This window comes from Kitasatospora sp. NPDC087271 (assembly GCF_044744605.1).
Lineage (GTDB): Bacteria > Actinomycetota > Actinomycetes > Streptomycetales > Streptomycetaceae > Kitasatospora.
The window spans coordinates 361,863-378,413 of record NZ_JBIUYQ010000006.1; the positions used below are offsets into that span (position 1 = coordinate 361,863).

The 16,551-nt window shown below is 71.6% G+C and carries 15 protein-coding genes; 7 read left to right on the top strand and 8 right to left on the bottom strand.

What is annotated here, in order from left to right:
- Positions 1-36 precede the first annotated feature (36 nt).
- Both car and ACIO9K_RS13780 read left to right on the top strand, forming a co-directional pair.
- On the top strand, positions 37-3,576 hold the full coding sequence (gene car / locus ACIO9K_RS13775; protein WP_400329545.1) for a carboxylic acid reductase: 3,540 nt from the start codon (positions 37-39) through the stop codon (positions 3,574-3,576).
- 69 nt (positions 3,577-3,645) lie between these two features.
- Positions 3,646-3,966, top strand: coding sequence for a hypothetical protein (locus tag ACIO9K_RS13780; RefSeq protein WP_400329548.1), 321 nt, complete (start codon positions 3,646-3,648; stop codon positions 3,964-3,966).
- A gap of 70 nt (positions 3,967-4,036) precedes the next feature.
- Here ACIO9K_RS13780 and ACIO9K_RS13785 read toward each other — a convergent pair whose 3' ends face one another.
- Positions 4,037-4,597 carry a TetR family transcriptional regulator gene (locus tag ACIO9K_RS13785; protein ID WP_400329551.1) on the bottom strand — a complete coding sequence of 187 codons (561 nt, stop codon included), beginning with the start codon at positions 4,595-4,597 and terminating at the stop codon, positions 4,037-4,039.
- Between the two features lie 84 nt (positions 4,598-4,681).
- Between ACIO9K_RS13785 and ACIO9K_RS13790 the strand changes: the two genes are divergently transcribed.
- Together ACIO9K_RS13790 and ACIO9K_RS13795 are read left to right on the top strand one after the other, a co-directional pair.
- Complete coding sequence (locus ACIO9K_RS13790) at positions 4,682-5,530, top strand: patatin-like phospholipase family protein (RefSeq protein WP_400329554.1); 849 nt, start codon at positions 4,682-4,684, stop codon at positions 5,528-5,530.
- Positions 5,531-5,634: 104 nt separating this feature from the next.
- A complete protein-coding gene (locus ACIO9K_RS13795) occupies positions 5,635-5,847 on the top strand; it encodes a DUF397 domain-containing protein (RefSeq protein WP_400329557.1) in 213 nt (70 codons plus the stop codon).
- A gap of 121 nt (positions 5,848-5,968) precedes the next feature.
- On the opposite strand, the gene ACIO9K_RS13800 is transcribed toward ACIO9K_RS13795, so the two are convergent.
- The 4 genes from ACIO9K_RS13800 to ACIO9K_RS13815 all read right to left on the bottom strand — a co-directional run bounded on the left by ACIO9K_RS13800 (position 5,969) and on the right by ACIO9K_RS13815 (position 8,795).
- Positions 5,969-7,144: a methyltransferase domain-containing protein gene (locus ACIO9K_RS13800; RefSeq protein ID WP_400329560.1), complete on the bottom strand. Its 1,176-nt coding sequence runs from the start codon at positions 7,142-7,144 to the stop codon at positions 5,969-5,971.
- A complete protein-coding gene (locus ACIO9K_RS13805; RefSeq protein ID WP_400329563.1) occupies positions 7,126-8,070 on the bottom strand; it encodes a radical SAM/SPASM domain-containing protein in 945 nt (314 codons plus the stop codon). The genes ACIO9K_RS13800 and ACIO9K_RS13805 overlap by 19 nt, the downstream gene beginning before the upstream one ends.
- Before the next feature lie 279 nt (positions 8,071-8,349).
- The gene (locus tag ACIO9K_RS13810) at positions 8,350-8,535 is read right to left on the bottom strand and encodes a hypothetical protein (RefSeq protein ID WP_400329566.1); all 186 of its coding nucleotides are present in this window, start codon (positions 8,533-8,535) and stop codon (positions 8,350-8,352) included.
- Entirely contained in the window at positions 8,532-8,795 is a 264-nt protein-coding gene (locus ACIO9K_RS13815) for a hypothetical protein (protein WP_400329569.1), read from the bottom strand. Before ACIO9K_RS13815 ends, ACIO9K_RS13810 begins: the two co-directional genes overlap by 4 nt.
- Before the next feature lie 123 nt (positions 8,796-8,918).
- On the opposite strand from ACIO9K_RS13815, the gene ACIO9K_RS13820 reads away from it, so the two are divergent.
- From ACIO9K_RS13820 to sph, 3 genes are all read left to right on the top strand, one after another.
- Entirely contained in the window at positions 8,919-9,749 is an 831-nt protein-coding gene (locus ACIO9K_RS13820) for a helix-turn-helix transcriptional regulator (protein WP_400329572.1), read from the top strand.
- Positions 9,746-9,958, top strand: coding sequence for a DUF397 domain-containing protein (locus ACIO9K_RS13825; protein WP_400329575.1), 213 nt, complete (start codon positions 9,746-9,748; stop codon positions 9,956-9,958). The genes ACIO9K_RS13820 and ACIO9K_RS13825 overlap by 4 nt, the downstream gene beginning before the upstream one ends.
- A 188-nt stretch (positions 9,959-10,146) precedes the next feature.
- Positions 10,147-11,142, top strand: coding sequence for a sphingomyelin phosphodiesterase (gene sph, locus ACIO9K_RS13830; protein ID WP_363584641.1), 996 nt, complete (start codon positions 10,147-10,149; stop codon positions 11,140-11,142).
- Positions 11,143-11,181: 39 nt separating this feature from the next.
- Here sph and ACIO9K_RS13835 read toward each other — a convergent pair whose 3' ends face one another.
- From ACIO9K_RS13835 to ACIO9K_RS13845, 3 genes are all read right to left on the bottom strand, one after another.
- Positions 11,182-13,650, bottom strand: a complete 2,469-nt coding sequence (locus ACIO9K_RS13835) for a SpoIIE family protein phosphatase (RefSeq protein ID WP_400329579.1) — start codon at positions 13,648-13,650, stop codon at positions 11,182-11,184.
- Positions 13,651-13,796: 146 nt separating this feature from the next.
- Complete coding sequence (locus ACIO9K_RS13840; protein ID WP_363621644.1) at positions 13,797-14,417, bottom strand: TetR/AcrR family transcriptional regulator; 621 nt, start codon at positions 14,415-14,417, stop codon at positions 13,797-13,799.
- Between the two features lie 143 nt (positions 14,418-14,560).
- Positions 14,561-16,201, bottom strand: a complete 1,641-nt coding sequence (locus ACIO9K_RS13845) for an AMP-binding protein (protein WP_400329582.1) — start codon at positions 16,199-16,201, stop codon at positions 14,561-14,563.
- Between the last annotated feature and the right edge of the window lie 350 nt (positions 16,202-16,551).

Below are 16,551 nucleotides of genomic sequence, written 5' to 3' on the forward strand. Positions count from 1 at the left end.
TTGCACAGGCCTTCGAGGCCGTAGAGGAGAACACCGATGTCCGTCTTACCGTCCCCGGCCGACGACCTCGACGCACGCACCGCCCAGCGCACCGCCCACCTGTACGCGACGGATCCGCAGTTCCGTGCCGCCGCGCCCCTGGACGCCGTGAGCGAGGCGATCCGGCGGCCGGGCCTACCGCTCGCCGACCTCGTGGCCACGGTGATGGAAGGGTACGCGGACCGCCCAGCCCTGGGCGAGCGCGCCGCCGAGCCGGTGACCGACCCGGACACCGGCCGCACCACCCTGCGCCTCCTGGACCGGTTCGACACCGTCACCTACGGCGAACTGTGGGAACGCGTCGGCGCGGTGGCCTCCGAGTGGCGTCACCACCCCGACCACGCCGTGGGCCCGGGCGACTTCGTCGCCGTCCTCGGCTCCACCAGCCCCGAGTACGCCGTGCTGGATCTGGCCTGCGTCCGCTCCGGCGCGGTGAGCGTCCCCCTCCAGGCCGGCGCCTCGGCGGAACACCTGGCCCCCGTCGTCGCGCAGACCGGGCCACGCCTGCTGGCGGTGGACGTGGCGCACCTGGACGTCGCGCTCCAGATCGCGGCGGACGCCCCGTCACTGGGCAGGATCGTCGTGCTCGGCCACCGCCCGGAGGTCACCGACCACCAGGAGGCGCTGGACGCCGCGCGCGGACGGCTCGCGGCGCAGGGCCGGGGCGTCACCCTGGACACGCTGGCCTCGGTCATCGAGCGGGGCAGGAGCCTGCCACCGCTCCCCCGGGTCCCCGAGGGCACGACGGCCGACACGCTCAGCGCGCTGATCTACACCTCGGGGAGCACCGGCACCCCCAAGGGCGCCGTGTACACCGAGCGTCTCGTCAAGCACTTCTGGATCGACTTCGTGCCCGGCCAGGGGACGCAGCCGTCCATCGTGCTCAACTACCTGCCCCTGAGCCACATGATGGGACGGGGCGTGCTGTTCGGCACGCTCGCCAAGGGGGGCACCGCCCACTTCGTGGCGTCGAGCGACCTGTCGACCCTCTTCGTGGACCTCTCCCTGGTCCGGCCCACCGAGTTCATCCTGGTGCCCCGCATCTGCGACATGCTCTTCCAGCGCTACCGGAGCGAGTCGGCCCGCCGGAACGAGCCGGACGAGGTCGGGGGCGACACCGCCGGGCAGGCGGACCGCGCGAAGGAGGAACTGCGGGAGAAGACCCTGGGCGGCCGCCTCCTGTGGGCCACCTACGGCTCGGCCCCGATGAGCGCGGAGCTGGCGGCGTTCCTGGAGAGCTGCCTGCAGATCAGGGTGTTCAACGGCTACGGGTCGACGGAAGCCGGGCTGGTCTCGCTCGACGGCCGGGTGCTGCGCCCGCCGGTGACCGACCACCGGCTGGCGGACGTGCCCGAGCTGGGGTACTTCCGCACCGATTCCCCGCACCCCAGGGGCGAACTGCTGGTCAAGTCGGAACGCCTCGTTCCCGGCTACTTCCAGCAGCCGGACGCCACCGCCCAGGTCTTCGACGAGGACGGCTTCTACCGCACGGGCGACATCGTGGCCCTCACCGGCCCCGACGAGTTCGTGTACGTCGACCGCCGTTCCAACGTCCTCAAACTGTCGCAGGGCGAGTTCGTGGCCACCTCCCGGCTGGAAGCCCTCTTCACCGACAGTCCGCTCGTCCGGCAGGTCTTCGTGTACGGCAACAGCGCCCGCGCCTACCTGCTCGCGGTCATCGTGCCCACCCAGGAGGCGCTCGACCTCGCCGCCGAGGACGGTCCGCGTCTCAGGTCGCTCCTGCGCGAGTCCCTGCACCGCCTCGCCACCGAGGCGGGCCTCAACTCGTACGAGATCCCACGGGACTTCCTCATCGAGACCGAGCCGTTCAGCCAGCAGAACGGGTTGCTCTCCGGCGTGCGCAAGCTGCTGCGCCCCGCGCTGGCGAAGCGCTACGGCGAGCGCCTCGAAGCCCTGTACGCCGAGCTGACCGAGCGCGAGAGCGACGAACTCCGGGCACTGCGCCAGGTCGGCCCGTCCCGGCCCGTACCGGAGACCGTGTGCCAGGCCGCCCGCGCGCTGCTCGGACACCGGCAGGACGACGTCCACCCCGGGACGCGCTTCCTCGAACTCGGCGGCGACAGCCTCTCCGCGCTGTCGTTCTCCCAACTGCTCAAGGAGGTCTACCGCGTCGACGTTCCCGTCGACGTCGTCATCAACCCGGTCAACACGCTCCAGCGGGTGGCCGACCACATCGAGAACGCCCTCGCGTCGGGCGACCGGCGCCCGACCGCCGACCAGGTCCACGGACCGGGCGCGACGCGGCTCGTGGCGGGCGACCTGACGCTCGACGCGTTCCTCGACACGGGAACCCCGACGCGGACCGGCAGGCCGAGGGGCCCGCTGCCCGAGGCGCGGACCGTCCTGCTGACCGGCGCCAACGGCTACCTGGGCCGCTTCCTGTGCCTCGAATGGCTGGAGCGCGTCGCGCAGCGCGGCGGCACACTGGTCTGCGTGGTCCGCGGCGCCACCGACGAGTCGGCCCGGGCGCGGCTCGACGCGGCCTTCGACAGCGGCGACCCGGAGCTCCTCCGGCGCTACCACTGCCTGGCCGCCCAGCACCTGGAGGTGGTCGCCGGCGACGTCGGGGAGAGCGACCTCGGACTCGACCGGGAGACCTGGCAGCGGCTGGCCGACACCGTGGACCTGATCGTCCACCCGGCGGCACTCGTCAACCACGTCCTGCCGTACGACCAGTTGTTCGGCCCCAACGTGCTGGGCACGGCCGAACTGATCAGGCTCGCGGTCACCTCCAAGGTCAAGCAGTTCACCTACCTGTCGACCGTCGCCGTCGTCTTCGATTCCGAGGACGCGGCCGACGAGGACGCGGACATCCGCACGGCCTGCGGGACGCGCGACCTCGGCAGCGGCTACGCGAACGGCTACGCGGCCAGCAAGTGGGCGGGCGAGGTGCTGCTGCGCGAGGCGCACGACACGTTCGGCCTCCCGGTCGCCGTGTTCCGCTCGAACCTGATCCTCGCCCACCCGCGCTACCGGGGGCAGCTGAACGTCCCGGACGTGTTCACCCGCCTCCTGCTGAGCCTGCTGGCGACCGGCATCGCCCCCGGCAGCTTCTACGTCCGGGGCACCGGTGACGTCGACGGGCACTACGACGCGCTGCCCGTGGACTTCACCGCGCAGGCCGTCGCCGCGCTGGGCGACGACACCCGGGAGGGGTACCGGACCTTCAACATCGTGAACCCGCACGAGGACGGAATCTCCCTCGACACCTTCGTCGACTGGCTGGTGGCGGCCGGACACCCCCTGACGCGCATCGACGACTACGACGAGTGGCTCGACCGCTTCGAGAGCGCCATGCGCGCTCTGCCCGACCGCCAGCGGCAGCACTCGCTGCTCCCCCTGCTGCACGCCTTCTCCACGCCGTCGGAGCCGCTGCCCGGATCCGCCCTGCCGGCGGACCGGTTCCGCGCGGCGGTCCGGGCCGCCGCCCTCAACGAGGAGAACGACATCCCGCACCTGTCGCAGGGCCTGATCACCAAGTACGTGGCGGACCTCCGGGCGCAGCACCTGCTGTAGCCGGTCCGCCCTCCTCCTCCGCACCCGCTGGCGGGAACGGCCACGGCCGTTCCCGCCGGTGGCTTCACCGTGCTGGTGTCCGCCCCCGCGCTGTCCGTCGTGGCGTGCACCCTGCTCGGGCTGGGCGGCGGCGCGTGCCTCGTCCTCGCACTGACCTTCCGGAGCGAACGCGCCGGCAGCTCCGGCGAAGCCGCCGCGCCGGCCGGCAAGACGCAGTCCATCGGCTACCTCGTGGCGGCGGCCGGGCCCCTCCTCCTCGGGATCCTGCACGACACCACGGGCAACTGGACGCTTCCGCTCACGGTCCCGGCCGTCCTCGGCATCGCCATGGCGGCTGCCGGATACGGTGCGGGGCAGGACCGTCACGTGCGCCTTCCTCGGCCTCGCTGACGTCACCGTCACCGTCACCGCACGCAGCCCCGTCCGTCACGCCTCCCGCACGTTCACCGCTCTCGCGCGTTCACCGCCCGAGGAGTTCAGCGAAGCGGTCCAGCGCGCGATCGGTGCGCCGGCGGTCGCCGGTGGTCGTGAGGTCGAACAGCAGACCCCGGATGACGGCCATGACCAACGTGGGCGTGACGGTGTCGTCAGGGCCGGTGGAGACGTCCCGGAAGGTGGCGCCGAGAGTGTCGAACCAGTCCGTGATCGCCTCGGCCTGGTCGGGGTAGTACTCGGGGTGGACCAGGCCGTCGGCGTGCACCTCGAAGAACAGCCGGACGAACGGCGCACGTTCGTCCGCGCTCATCCACCCCCAGATGCCACGCAGCCGCTCCTGCACGGAGCCCTTCATCGGCGCGGGGTGCCCGGCCAGACGCACCGCGCCCCGGCGGCGGGCCTCGGCGAGGACCGCCGCGACCAACTCCTGTTTGCTGCCGAAGTCGTAGAGCAGCATCCGTGGACTGGTGTCGAGGGCTGCGGCCAGTGGTCGCAGGCTCAGTCCGGCCAGGCCGTGCGCCAGCACGTAGTCGGTCGCCCGCGCCAGCGTGCGCTCACGACGGGCGGGGTCGGCGGGTCGCCCCACGGTGGATCTCCCTTCGGCGCATCGGAGTTGGAACGGCATTGGCAAGTATATGGTACGACTGTTTCAATAACGAGGGGAGACCACATGCACACCTTCGACCGAGCACTCGTCCTGGGCCCCGGAAGTCACGTCGGCACGGCCTGGACAGCCGGACTGGCCTACGGATTGCGCCGCAACGGCGTGGATCTGGGCGAGGCCGACCTGATCGTCGGCACGTCAGCCGGCGCGATCGTCGGAACGCTGCTCGCCACCGGGCAGGACCCGGGTCGGCTCGCTTCCTCGGCTCGCCAGGCCGCTCACCGGGTCAAGCCTGACCCTGAGCGGATGGGCGCGGTGTTCGCCGTACTCGGCGACCGCAGCTTGGAACCCGGAGAGGCGAGGCGTCGCGTCGGCCGCCTCGCGCTCGACGGCACCGACCCCCGAGCCGAGGAGGCGCTGATCGCGGGGCGCGCCGCCCTGATCGGTGCGGACGCGTGGCCGGAGCGACGACTGCTGATCACCGCCGTCTGCGCCAGCACCGGTGAGCCCGTGGTGTGGGACCGCGACAGCGGCGTGCCGCTGGTGCACGCGGTGGCGGCGAGCAGCGCCTTCCCCGGAGCCGCACCGCCCGTCGCCATCGACGGCCGGCGGTACATGGACGGTGCGCTGCGCGCAGGCCCCAACGCCGATCTCGCCGCTGGAGCCCGCACGCTGGTCGTGGTCGAGCCGATGGCCCACCTGTTCCCCCGGGAACCGCTCAACCAGCAGCTGGCGGCAGTGGGGGCGGACGCCGTGGTGACCATCGGCCCCGACCCTGCCTCGGTGCGCGCTTTCGGCTCGGACACGGGCGACCTGGCGGCCTGGGAACCGGCCTACCAGGCGGGCCTCCGCCAGGCCGGCGACGTCGAGGCGCAACTCCGCACCATGTGGAAGGCGGAAGTCGACGCGGGCTGAGCGCCGATCAGGTCGGCGCGATCACCAGCATCTGCCTGCCTGACTTCCGGGGTAGCCCTATGACACCTGACAGTTCATCATCGGGCCCGAAAGGAATTCCAGTCATGACCGACCGCGTAGACCTGTCCGGCGCTTCCTGGATCAAGTCCTCGTACTCTAACAACGGTGGTGACTGCGTGGAGGTCGCCACCGACGTCCCCAACCTCGCTCCCGTCCGCGACTCCAAGGACCCCGAGGGTCCTGCCCTCGTCTTCCCCGCCGACACCTGGTCGTCGTTCATCGCCACGATCCGGACCGGCGAGTTCGGCGAGGTCTGACGCGCACCTTGTCCGAGCCCCACTGCCCACGGCGGGCAGTGGGGCTCGCGCATCGCCGCCGATGACACCGTTCCAGGCAGGGCCCCGCCCGGAGAAGCCGGACGGGGCCGTCCGGTTACGGTCAGCCGATGGCGGCCGACCATCGGCCCCGGGACAGGTGGATCGCGCCGTCCGGGGTGACGACGGCGCGGCAGCCGTAGAGCGGCAGGCCGCCTTCGACTTCCCGCCAGTTCCGGATGGATTCGAGTTCCGACCACAGGCGACGGGGGCCGCTCTGGTGGACGGTCGGCGGCTCGAACTTCGTGGCCTCGGCCCGTGCCCATGACCCGTCCGGATGGGCGAGCCAGGCCGTACGGCCCTCGGGGGTCTCCTCGAAGTCGACTTCGATGCCCGGGATGTTGATCGTGAGCATCGACCAGACTTCCCAGTTGTTGCGGATGTCGGCGACCGGGTAGCGGAAGAGCTTGACGTCCTCCCCCTCGGCTTCGCGGGCGGTCTCGAACAGCTCGTCCGAGCCGGGTGGGTAGGCGGACCCGTGGCGCGTGGTCATGAAGCCCGCCCAGTCGCGTTCGATCACGCCGGTCGCTCCGCCGTCCGGGGTCTTCCAGGCCGTCAGGATCAGCGCTGTGTCCGCGATGGTGGTGACGAGCCGGCCGCCGGGCCGAAGCGCCTGGAGCCACGGGACCGGGACGGGGCGGGCCGACACGGTGGCCACGATCCGGTCGTAGTCGCCCGGGAGGGCGTCGGTGGCGTCCTGAGTGACGAAGCGAGGGCCCAGCCCCATGCCTGCGAGGCGGTCCCGCGCGGCGTCGACCAGGTACCCGTCGATGTCCACGCTCGTCACGCGGTCCGAACCGAGCCGCGTGGCAGCGATGGCGGTCAACCCGCCCGCGCCGGTGCCGATGTCCAGCAGGTCGTGCTCGGCGGCGATCCGGCCGTGCCGCAGCATCTTGACCACGAGCGGCGTGAGCGTGGCCGACGACGTGGGCAGCCCGGTCGGGCGGTCATCCGGCTTCGCATGGTCCGCGTGCAACCCGCCCACGCTGGTCACCAGGGACTCGTTCCCGTAAGCCTGCTGGAGCCACAAGTCCGGGTTCGCTTCCCCTACCTGAAGCTGCCAAGTGCCGTCCTCGACAGGCTCCCACCACCTGGGGACCAGTTCGTGCCGGGGGATGCCGGCCACCGGGTTCCGCCATCGGGAGTCCGGATCGGTCGCCCGGGCGGCCAGATCGGCGGCCCGTCCTTGCCATGGGATGTTTGTCATGCCTCGGGAGCCTTTCAGAACTTCGGCGCGCACGCCTCGGTGTTGGCGGGGTTGCAGTCGTTGCTGTCGTTCGGCGGACAGCCACCGAGCGACACGGGGACGAGCTCGTACTTCGGCGCGCACGCCTCCGTGTTGGCCGGGTTGCAGTCGTTGGAGTCATTCGGCGGACAACCCATGGCGGCCTTGCGCGGGATGCTCGCGGTGATCTCCGCCCACCGGGGGCCGGTGAGCACGCTCCGGAGCCCGCCCGGATCCTGCACGTTGCCGGTCGGCAGAAACCTTCCGAGCACACACGGGACAACGGCGCCGTCGGGGAGAACGGCCAGCCGCCCCAGCGCACACCTACCGCACAGGGCATCCATGGTCGGCGCAGCACCGCCGCTGCCTCGTCCAACCGCGCGTGCGTTGTCCAGGGTGACGGTTTCGACGCCCAGCGCCCGCAGCTCGTCCACGGCCAGCTTCTCCAGCTGCCCGTCGTGACAGCGGACGACGCCGGCCCGGATCGGAATACCGAGGCGGACGGCCTTGACGATGTTGGTCCGAGTCTTCTCGTGGGAGCCCGGCTTGTTCGTCACCTTGTCGTGCTCCCCGGAGTTGACGGAGTAGTACGAGGTGGCCAGCCGGACGCCCGGCTTCGAGAAGACCGCCCAACCCTTGTCCGTGACGTGAAAGAGGTTGGAGAAGACCTCGACGCCGAGTCCGTGACTCAGCGCGTGGTCGACGAGGTCCGCCCAGCCCGGAAAGGTCGTGGGCTCTCCGCCGATCAGCTGGACGACCTTGACGCCAAGTTCGGCGCACTCACCGATCACCGCCTTCCAGTCGTCCAGGGTCATCGCGCCGTGCGGCACGGTCGGGCCGGAGTCACTGAGACAGTGCCCGCACGACATCTGACACTTGTCGGTCAGCTCCAGCTCTACGGTGCCGGGCACGTCCAGCGCCAACGTCATGATGGTGTTCACGTTGTGCTCCCTTTAAGTTCGGTGGTGCGGATGGGCCGGTTCAAACTGGCTGCCCGCCCCGGGCAGCCGGCTGACTGGGCAACGGTTCACTGTCCCTGGGGCAGGGGTTCCGACCAGGGGAGATCTGGGCTCCACTGACCGGTGATTGAGGTGGCCGCTCCCCGCCGGCGGGGTGGCCGGCGGGGAGCGGTGTGGCTCGGCGAGGGTCTGGCGCCAACGTGCCCTCGGAGCCGGCCGGCAGGGGAGGTAGGCCTACCGGCACCCGTCCGTGATTGCCTGTCACGGACGGGCGCTGAACCTCGCCACCGCGCGGGATGAGCACTCGCGGCGCGGTGGCGGGAGCTTGTCGGTCCGGTTCGCGGTTCGGCCGACAGCGGCGCGGCAGCCGTTGACCACAGCGGTGAAGCCGCCGGCCGCCAACGAGCTGAGGTGCAGCCCGGCGAGCAGCATCTCCCCCGAGGTCACGCCGGCTCCGGGAACATCGGCCGACGCTGCGGGCCGCTCCCCGTACCCGGCGCGATCTCCCTGGGGTCGCACCGTCGCAGCTGATCGGGCCTGGTCGTCCACTCGCACCCCCCGCCGAGCGGCCTCAGGAAGGCCGCCCCGCAGAGGATCTCCATGAAGACCCCCTCCTTCGGCTTGCCGTCGTCGTCACGGTGCTTCAGGTCCCGCACCACCTCGTTGCGGACGAAGTCGGGCAGCGCGGATTTCGGGTTTTCGGGCATGGGGGTCTCCGTAGCGCTTCGCTCTTGGCGTGTCACTTGCTGTAGCCATGGTGGCGTGGTCTCCACTACGATCGCCAGAGTCTTACCTTTGACAGCAATGTCGTGTGAAGGAGCCGAAGGATCATGGCTGAAGCCGAGGTTGACGCCCAAGCATCACCGCAGGTGCGCTTTGGCCAGGAGCTTCGCAGGTCACGACGGGCAAGGCGCTGGTCGCAGGCCGAAACTGCCAAGCGCCTGGGGTACTCGGGCGCGCACATCTCATATGTCGAGAACGGGAAGCGTTCCCCAACACGGGCACTGGCTGTTAAGGCCGATGAGGTGTTCGAGTCAGGCCAACGGTTCTACGAGTTGTGGCGGCGATTCAGCCGCGCAGCGCTTCTTGAGGGCTTCGCCGAGTTCGCCGACGCTGAGGCACGATGCCGCCGGCTGAGAACGGTCGGCCTGATCATCGTTCCTGGGCTGTTCCAAACCCCTGCCTATGCAAGGGCGCTGGCACAGGCAGCCGTCAGACGTGGCACGATCACCCCCGCTGAGGCCGACGAACGCACCGACTATCTGTTGCTGCGCCAGGAGATCCTCTCCCAGAAGAATCCCCCGATGTTTCACGCGGTGCTCGAAGAGGGCGTCCTCCTCCGCCCCATCGGCGGGCCACAGGTCATGGCTGAACAGCTCCGCCACCTTGAGGAACTGGCCCAACGTCCGAACGTCACGCTGCAAGTCGCTCCGTTCGGAATCGGCGAAAACCTGGCGTTCAAGCTGCCAATCGTCCTGTTGGACCTGCCCGACCATACTGTCGTGGGGTACGCAGAATCGACGGCGAAGGGCCATCTTGAGCGGTCTCGCGCAACAGTGGCGGGATGGGAGAGAGAGTACGATCAGATGCTGGTGGAAGCGCTGCCGCAGGCCGCATCCCAGGCGATGATCCGCAGGGCCCGAGAGGAACTCCAATCATGACCGACCGCGTAGAACTGTCCGGCGCTTCCTGGGTCAAGTCCTCATACTCCGACAATGGTGGTGACTGCGTAGAGATCACCGCGGACTTCCCCAGCCTCGCTCCCGTCCGTGACTCCAAGGACCCCGAGGGTCCTGCCCTCGTCTTCCCCGCCGACGCCTGGTCGTCGTTCGTCGCCGCCGTCCAAGCCGGCGAGTTCGGCGAGGTCTGACGCGCACAACTCTCGCGAACCCCACCACCCTCAGCGGGTGGTGGGGTTCGCGCGTTCTGGGCGGTGACAGTGTTTCAACTGCGTTCACCGAATGCTCTTGCGCGGTCTTGTGCACCGTGCGGGCGGCGACGTTGGATGTACACCATCCGCTGACCGTCGCGTTCACGTCATATCCTCACGGAGCCCCAATGCCGCTGTCGTCCCTCCGCAAGGCCGCCGCCGCCTGCGCTGCCGCCGCCGTGCTCGGCGCGCTCGCCACCGCCCCCGCCACGGCCGCCACCGGCGCCACGACCGAGAGCGCCCCGGTCACCGCGCCCGCGCTGGACGTCCTCACGTACAACACGTTCCTGATGAGCACGACCCTCTACCCCAACTGGGGCCAGGAGCACCGGGCGCAGGCGATCGCCTCGGCGGACTTCTTCCAGGGCCACGACGTGGTCGTCCTGGAGGAGGCCTTCGACAACGCGGCCTCCGACGCCCTGACCGCCAAGGCCTCGGCCGCCTACCCGTACCACACCCCGGTCGTCGGCCGCTCCACCAGCGGCTGGGACGCGACCTCCGGCAGCTACAGCTCCACCACCCCCGAGGACGGCGGCGTGACGCTGCTCAGCAAGTGGCCGATCCTGCGCAAGGAGCAGTACGTCTACAAGGACGCCTGCGGCTCGGACTACTTCTCGAACAAGGGCTTCGTCTACGCCGTCCTGAACGTGAACGGCCAGCGCACCCACGTGGTCGGCACCCACCTGCAGTCCACCGACTCGGGCTGCTCCAACGGCCAGCCGGCCGCGATCCGGGCCAAGCAGCTCACGGCCATGCGCGGCTTCCTGGACGCCAAGCAGATCCCGGCGAACGAGCCGATCCTGCTCGCCGGTGACCTCAACATCGACTCGCACGGCTCCGAGTACCAGGCCCTGCTGGACAACGCCAACCTGGCGCCGGCCTCCGCCCGCACGGGCTGGCCGTACTCCTTCGACACCGCCGACAACTCCATCGCCGCCTACCGCTACCCGGGCGAGCCCAAGGAGGACCTGGACTACGTGCTCTACCGGGCCGACCACGCCCGCCCGCAGCAGTACACCAACCAGGTCCTGCGCACGCACAGCGCGCCGTGGACGGTGAGCAGTTGGGGCAAGAGCTACACCTACACCGACCTCTCCGACCACTACCCGCTCGCCGCGCACTGACCGGGGAAGCGCACTGACCAGGGACTGACCCGCGGGGAACTAAGCAGCCCCGAAGGGCAGTTCCAGCTCGGCCCAGACCACCTTGCCGTCCCTGGTCAGCCGGCTGCCCCAGCGCTGGGCCAGCTCGCTGACCAGGAACATGCCGCGCCCGCCCTCGTCCTGCTCGGCGAAGGGGCGCAGCTGCGGGGCCGCCCCGCCGGCGTCGGAGACCTCCAGGGTGAGCACCCGGTCGCGGAACAGCCGCAGCCGCCGCGGGGCGTCGGCGTGCAGCAGGGCGTTCGTGACCAGCTCGCTGACCAGCAGTTCGGCGTAGTCGGAGAGGGCGGTCAGGCCCCAGGCGTCCAGGGTGGCGCGGGTGAAGCGGCGGGCCTTGCCGGGCAGCCGGCCGCCGCCGGTGAGCGGGAGGGTGGCGATCCGGTCGGCGGGCAGTGGCAGCACCCGCGCCATGATCATCGCGATGTCGTCCTCGGTGCCGTCGGTGACCAGTGCGCCGAGGACGGCGTCGCAGTTCTCCTCCAGGGTCCGGCCGGGCCCGGCGAGGGTGTCGGCCAGCAGGTCGATGCCGTCGTCGAGGTCCTGGCCGCGCCGCTCGACCAGGCCGTCGGTGTAGAGGGTGACCATGCCGCCCTCGGGCAGGGTGAACTCGATCGACTCGAAGGCCACCCCGCCGACGCCCAGCGGCACGCCGGGCGGCACCTCGACCCTGCTGGCGGTGCCGTCGGGGGTGACCCAGATCGGCGGCAGGTGGCCGGCCGAGGCGACCTGGACGGTGCGCTCCAGCGGGTCGTATACCGCGCAGATGCAGGTGGCGAACTGGCCCTCGCCGATGCCCGAGGCGGTCTCGTCCAGGCGTGTGAGGACCTGCTCGGGCGGCATGTCGAGGGTGGCGAGCGTGCGGGCGACGGTGCGCAGCTGGCCCATGGTGGCGGCGGCCCGGATGCCGTGGCCCATCACGTCGCCGACCACCAGGGCGACCCGGCCGCAGGACAGCGGCACGACGTCGAACCAGTCGCCGCCGACCTCGCTGACCACGCTGCTGGGCAGGTAGCGGTAGGCGATCTCCAGGCCCAGGGTGCGGTGGATCTCCTGCGGCAGCAGGCTGCGCTGGAGGGTGAGCGCCGTCTCCCGCTCGCGCCGGTAGAGCCGGGCGTTGTCGATGGCCAGCGCGGTGCGGGCGACCAGTTCCTCGGCGAGCGCCACGTCGGCGTCGCTGAACGGCTCGGAGTTGCGCATCCGGATGAACTCGGAGCCGCCGAGCACCATGCCCCGGGCGGTGAGCGGCACCATCAGGTACGAGTGGATGCCCGCCGCGATGCCGGGCTCGACCCGGTCCTCGCTGGCGACCAGGCCGCGCAGCACCTCGGCGTCCACGTGGGCGCGCAGCAGGGGGCGTCCGCTGCGCAGGCACTGGGTGTAGCTGCGGTCGGGGGCGTACTCGGAGGTCTCGCCGACGGTGTCGACGGCGTGCGCGAGGCCCGACTCGTAGGACTCGCCGACGGCGACGGCACGCAGGGTGACCGTCCGGTCGGAGGGGATGGGGGTGGGTTCGGCGCCGCGCAGCACCGGTTCCAGCAGGTCGACGGTGGCGAAGTCGGCGAACCGGGGGACGACGGCCTCGATCAGCTCCTCCGCGGTGCGCTGGAGGTCGAGGGTGGTGCCGATCCGGGCCGTCGCCTCCGCGATGGTGGCGAGCCGTTCCTGGGCGCGGGCGGCGCGGGCCTCGGCCTGGAAGCGCTCGGTGACGTCGATGATCGAGGAACAGACGCCGAAGACCCGGCCGGTGGAGTCCTCCAGCCGGAAGTAGGAGGCGGACCAGGCGCGGTCGCGCTTGGGGTCCCCGGGCACCCGGCCGTGGGAGCGGGCGTCCACCACGGGCTTGCCGCTCCTGAGCACCTGCCTCATGGTCTGCTCGATCTCGACGCTGTTGATGCCGGGCAGCACCGCGGGTATCCGGCGGCCGAGGTGGGCGGCGACGGGGACGCCGTTCATCCGGGCGAGCGCCTCGTTGAGCCGGACGTAGCGCAGCTCGGTGTCGTAGACGGCCATGCCGATCGGTGAGCGGTCGAAGACGCCGTCGAGGACGGCGAGGTCGGCCTCGACCGCCTGGAGGGCGCGGATGTCGGAGGCGGTGGCGAGCAGCAGCAGGGTGCCGGCCGGGCCGGCGATCGGGTAGGTGCGGAACTCCAGGTCGACCTTGTGGCCGTCGCGGTGGCGGACGGGGAAGACGCCGGACCAGCCGGTGGAGCCGCCCATGATGTGGGCGAACAGGGACAGCACCTCGGGGCGGTCGGTGCCGTCGGTGAGCAGCTGGGCGGCGTAGCTGCCGACGGCCTCCTCGGCGGAGTAGCCGAGCAGCGCCTCGGCGTCCTCGCTCCAGTGCAGGATCAGGCCGTCGCCCTGGAGCAGGGCCGTCGCGAGCGGGACGAGTCGGTGGCCTTCGGGGCGTACGGGGGTGCCGCCCGGTGCGGGGCCGGCGGCGGAGGTCACGTCCCACTCGTTTCCGTGCATGATCAGGCAGCACCCCGGTTCGGCTCGTGCCCGGCCGGGGGCCTCACGGTCCGTGTCGGCCGGGATTCTTCTCCAGACTGCACGGACATCGGCCGCCCGGCGACCCCTTGGTCAGGGGTCGTCCGGCCGTTCCGGTAGTACGGGAGTCATGGGCGTACCGGCCGCAGCGTACTCTCCAGAACGCCGGTCCACTGCCGGATCACCCCGGATCGTCGGACGCTGTCGTCGGTGAGCAGGTTGGCCAGGCCCAGCCCGCGGGCGAGGTCGAGGGTGGCCTGCACGGACTCGCGCACGCCGGGGCGGGTCTCGTCGGCGTCCAGGAACTCGACGGCGGCCCGGTGGGCCTCCCGGCCGACGTGCCCCTCCAGGGCGATGATCCGCTCGCGCAGCGGCTCCTCGGTGGCGGCGGCCGTCCACAGGTGCAGGGCGGCGCGGAACAGGGGACCGGTGTAGAGGCGCACGATCATGTCGACGACGGCCCGGGTGCGGTCGGGGCCGGCGGCCGGCAGCTCGTCCGTGTGGGCGCGGACGGCGGCCAGCCGCTCGGCGGTGACGTGTTCGACGGCCGCGGTGAACAGGTCCTCGCGGGTCGGGAAGTGGTGCTGGGCGGCACCCCGGGACACTCCGGCGCGCTCGGCGACCACCGTGACGGTGGAGCCGTGCCAGCCGAGCTCGGCCAGGCAGTCCACGGCCGCCGCGAGCAGCCGGGCCCGGGTGGCGCGGCTGCGGTCCTGCTGGGGGGTGCGGACAGCGGGGTGGCTGGTCATGGCTGGCGGCGGTTCCTGTTCCGGTGGGGGCTCGGCGGGCCGGTCGTGCCCGGCGGGCCCGTCACGGTCGGCGGGCCCGCCGTGCTCGGCGGGTCGATCCTCACAGACGGGCGCCGGTCTTCGGCCGCCGGGGGCCCGGCCGCTCAGCGGGAGGCCTCGGGGGCGGTGGGCGCGGCGGCCGCGGTCGCGGACGCCGCACGGCGCTCGGCCTCGTGGGCCCGCAGCTCGCGGCGGAGGATCTTGCCGGCCGCGGACTTGGGGACGGCCTCGACGAACTCCACCGCGCGGACCTTCTTGTACGGGGCCACCAGCCCGGCCACGAAGCCGGTGACGTCCTCCGCGCTCAGGCCGCTGCCCGGAGCACGGACCACGAAGGCCTTGGGGCACTCGGTGCCGTCGGCGTCCGGAACGCCGATCACGGCGGCGTCGACGATCTGCGGGTGGCCGAGCAGCACGGCCTCCAGTTCGGCCGGGGCCACCTGGTGGCCCTTGTACTTGATCAGTTCCTTCACCCGGTCGACGATGTACAGGTACCCCCGGTCGTCGACGAAGCCGACGTCGCCGGTGTGCAGCCAGCCCTCGGAGTCGACCACCGCGGCGGTGTCGGAGGGCCGGCCGAAGTACCCCTTCATCACCTGCGGGCCCCGGATCAGCAGCTCGCCCGGCTCGCCGGGCCCGAGGTCCTCGCCGGCCCCGTCCAGGGCGGCGACCCGCAGCTCGGTGGAGGGAATCAGCCGCCCCACCGAGCCGGGCGAGGGGTCGCGCTCCAGCGGGGAGACCACATGGGTGACCGGGGACAGCTCGGTCATGCCGTAGCCCTGGAGCAGGTGCGGCAGGCCCAGGCGGCGGGCGCAGGCGGCGGCGAGCTCCGGATCCAGCGGAGCGGCCGCGCACAGCAGGTACTCGACGGAGGAGAGGTCGAAGCGGTCCACGACCGGGTTCCTGGCCAGGGCGAGCGCGATCGGCGGGGCAACCACCAGCGCCTGCACCCGCTGCTCCTCGATCGTGCGGCAGAACTGCTCCAGGTCGAAGCGGGGCAGCACCACCACGGTGGCGCCGCAGCGCAGCGGCTGGTTGAGCAGCGCGGTCAGGCCGTAGATGTGGAAGAAGGGCAGCACGGCGAGCACCCGCTCGCCCACGGCGGGCCGGTAGAGGGCGTCGCACTGGGCGAGGTTGGTGGCGATCGAGCGGTGGGTGAGCATCACCCCCTTAGGCAGTCCGGTGGTGCCGCTGGAGTAGGGCAGTACGGCGACGTCCCGGCCCGGGTCGATGGCGATCCCGGGGGCGGGGCCGGTGGTGGCCAGCAGGTCGGCGAGCGAGCGGTGGCCCTCCGCGCCGTCCAGGACGAGGATCTCGGCCAGTGGGCCGCCCTGCTCGGCGAGCAGGGCGGCGGCCTTGCGGGCGGTCGGCAGGAGCGGGGAGACGGTCACCAGCCAGCGGGCGCCGCTGTCGCCGAGCTGCCCGGCCAGGTCGGCGGGCGTGGCCATCGAGGACACCGTGGTCACGGTGGCGCCGGCCCGGGTGGCGCCGTAGAAGGCCGTCGGGTAGCCGAGCGTGTTGGGGCTGAACAGGGCCACCACGTCGCCCTGGCGCACCCCGGCCGCGGCCAGTCCGGCGGCCACCCGCTCGACGCCGGCGGCGAGCCGCGCGTAGCTCACGCGCTCCCCGGTGACGCCGTCGATCAGGGCCGGCCGGTCACCGTACGCCGCCGCGCCGCCGAGCACCGCCTCATGGATCGGCAGGTCCACCGTCGGCACGTCCGGGAATTCGCTGCGGAACACCAAAGTAAGCCTCCAGAAAGGTAGTTGACGCATCGACTGGCGCGGCGAAAGGTCGACCGAGGGTACGCACAGGAGCATACGGACCATGACGTCCGCCACTGCAAAGTTCGCCGAGATGTCCCTCTGGTGACCCACCGGAAGCACGCCGGGCGGGTGCGCCCGGTGGACGCGGTGCGTCCGGTGGGTCCGGTGCGTCCGGTGGGTCCGGTGGGTCCGGTAGGTGCTTCCGGTGCGCCCTGGATGGAGGCGGACTAGTAGCAATGCCGGTGACTTTAGGTTGCTCCTGGCTGGGTGATGGTGACTGTCGCCGGTTCTGGTTGCGGCCAGTTGCGGTGTTGGGAGCGTTTGAGGGG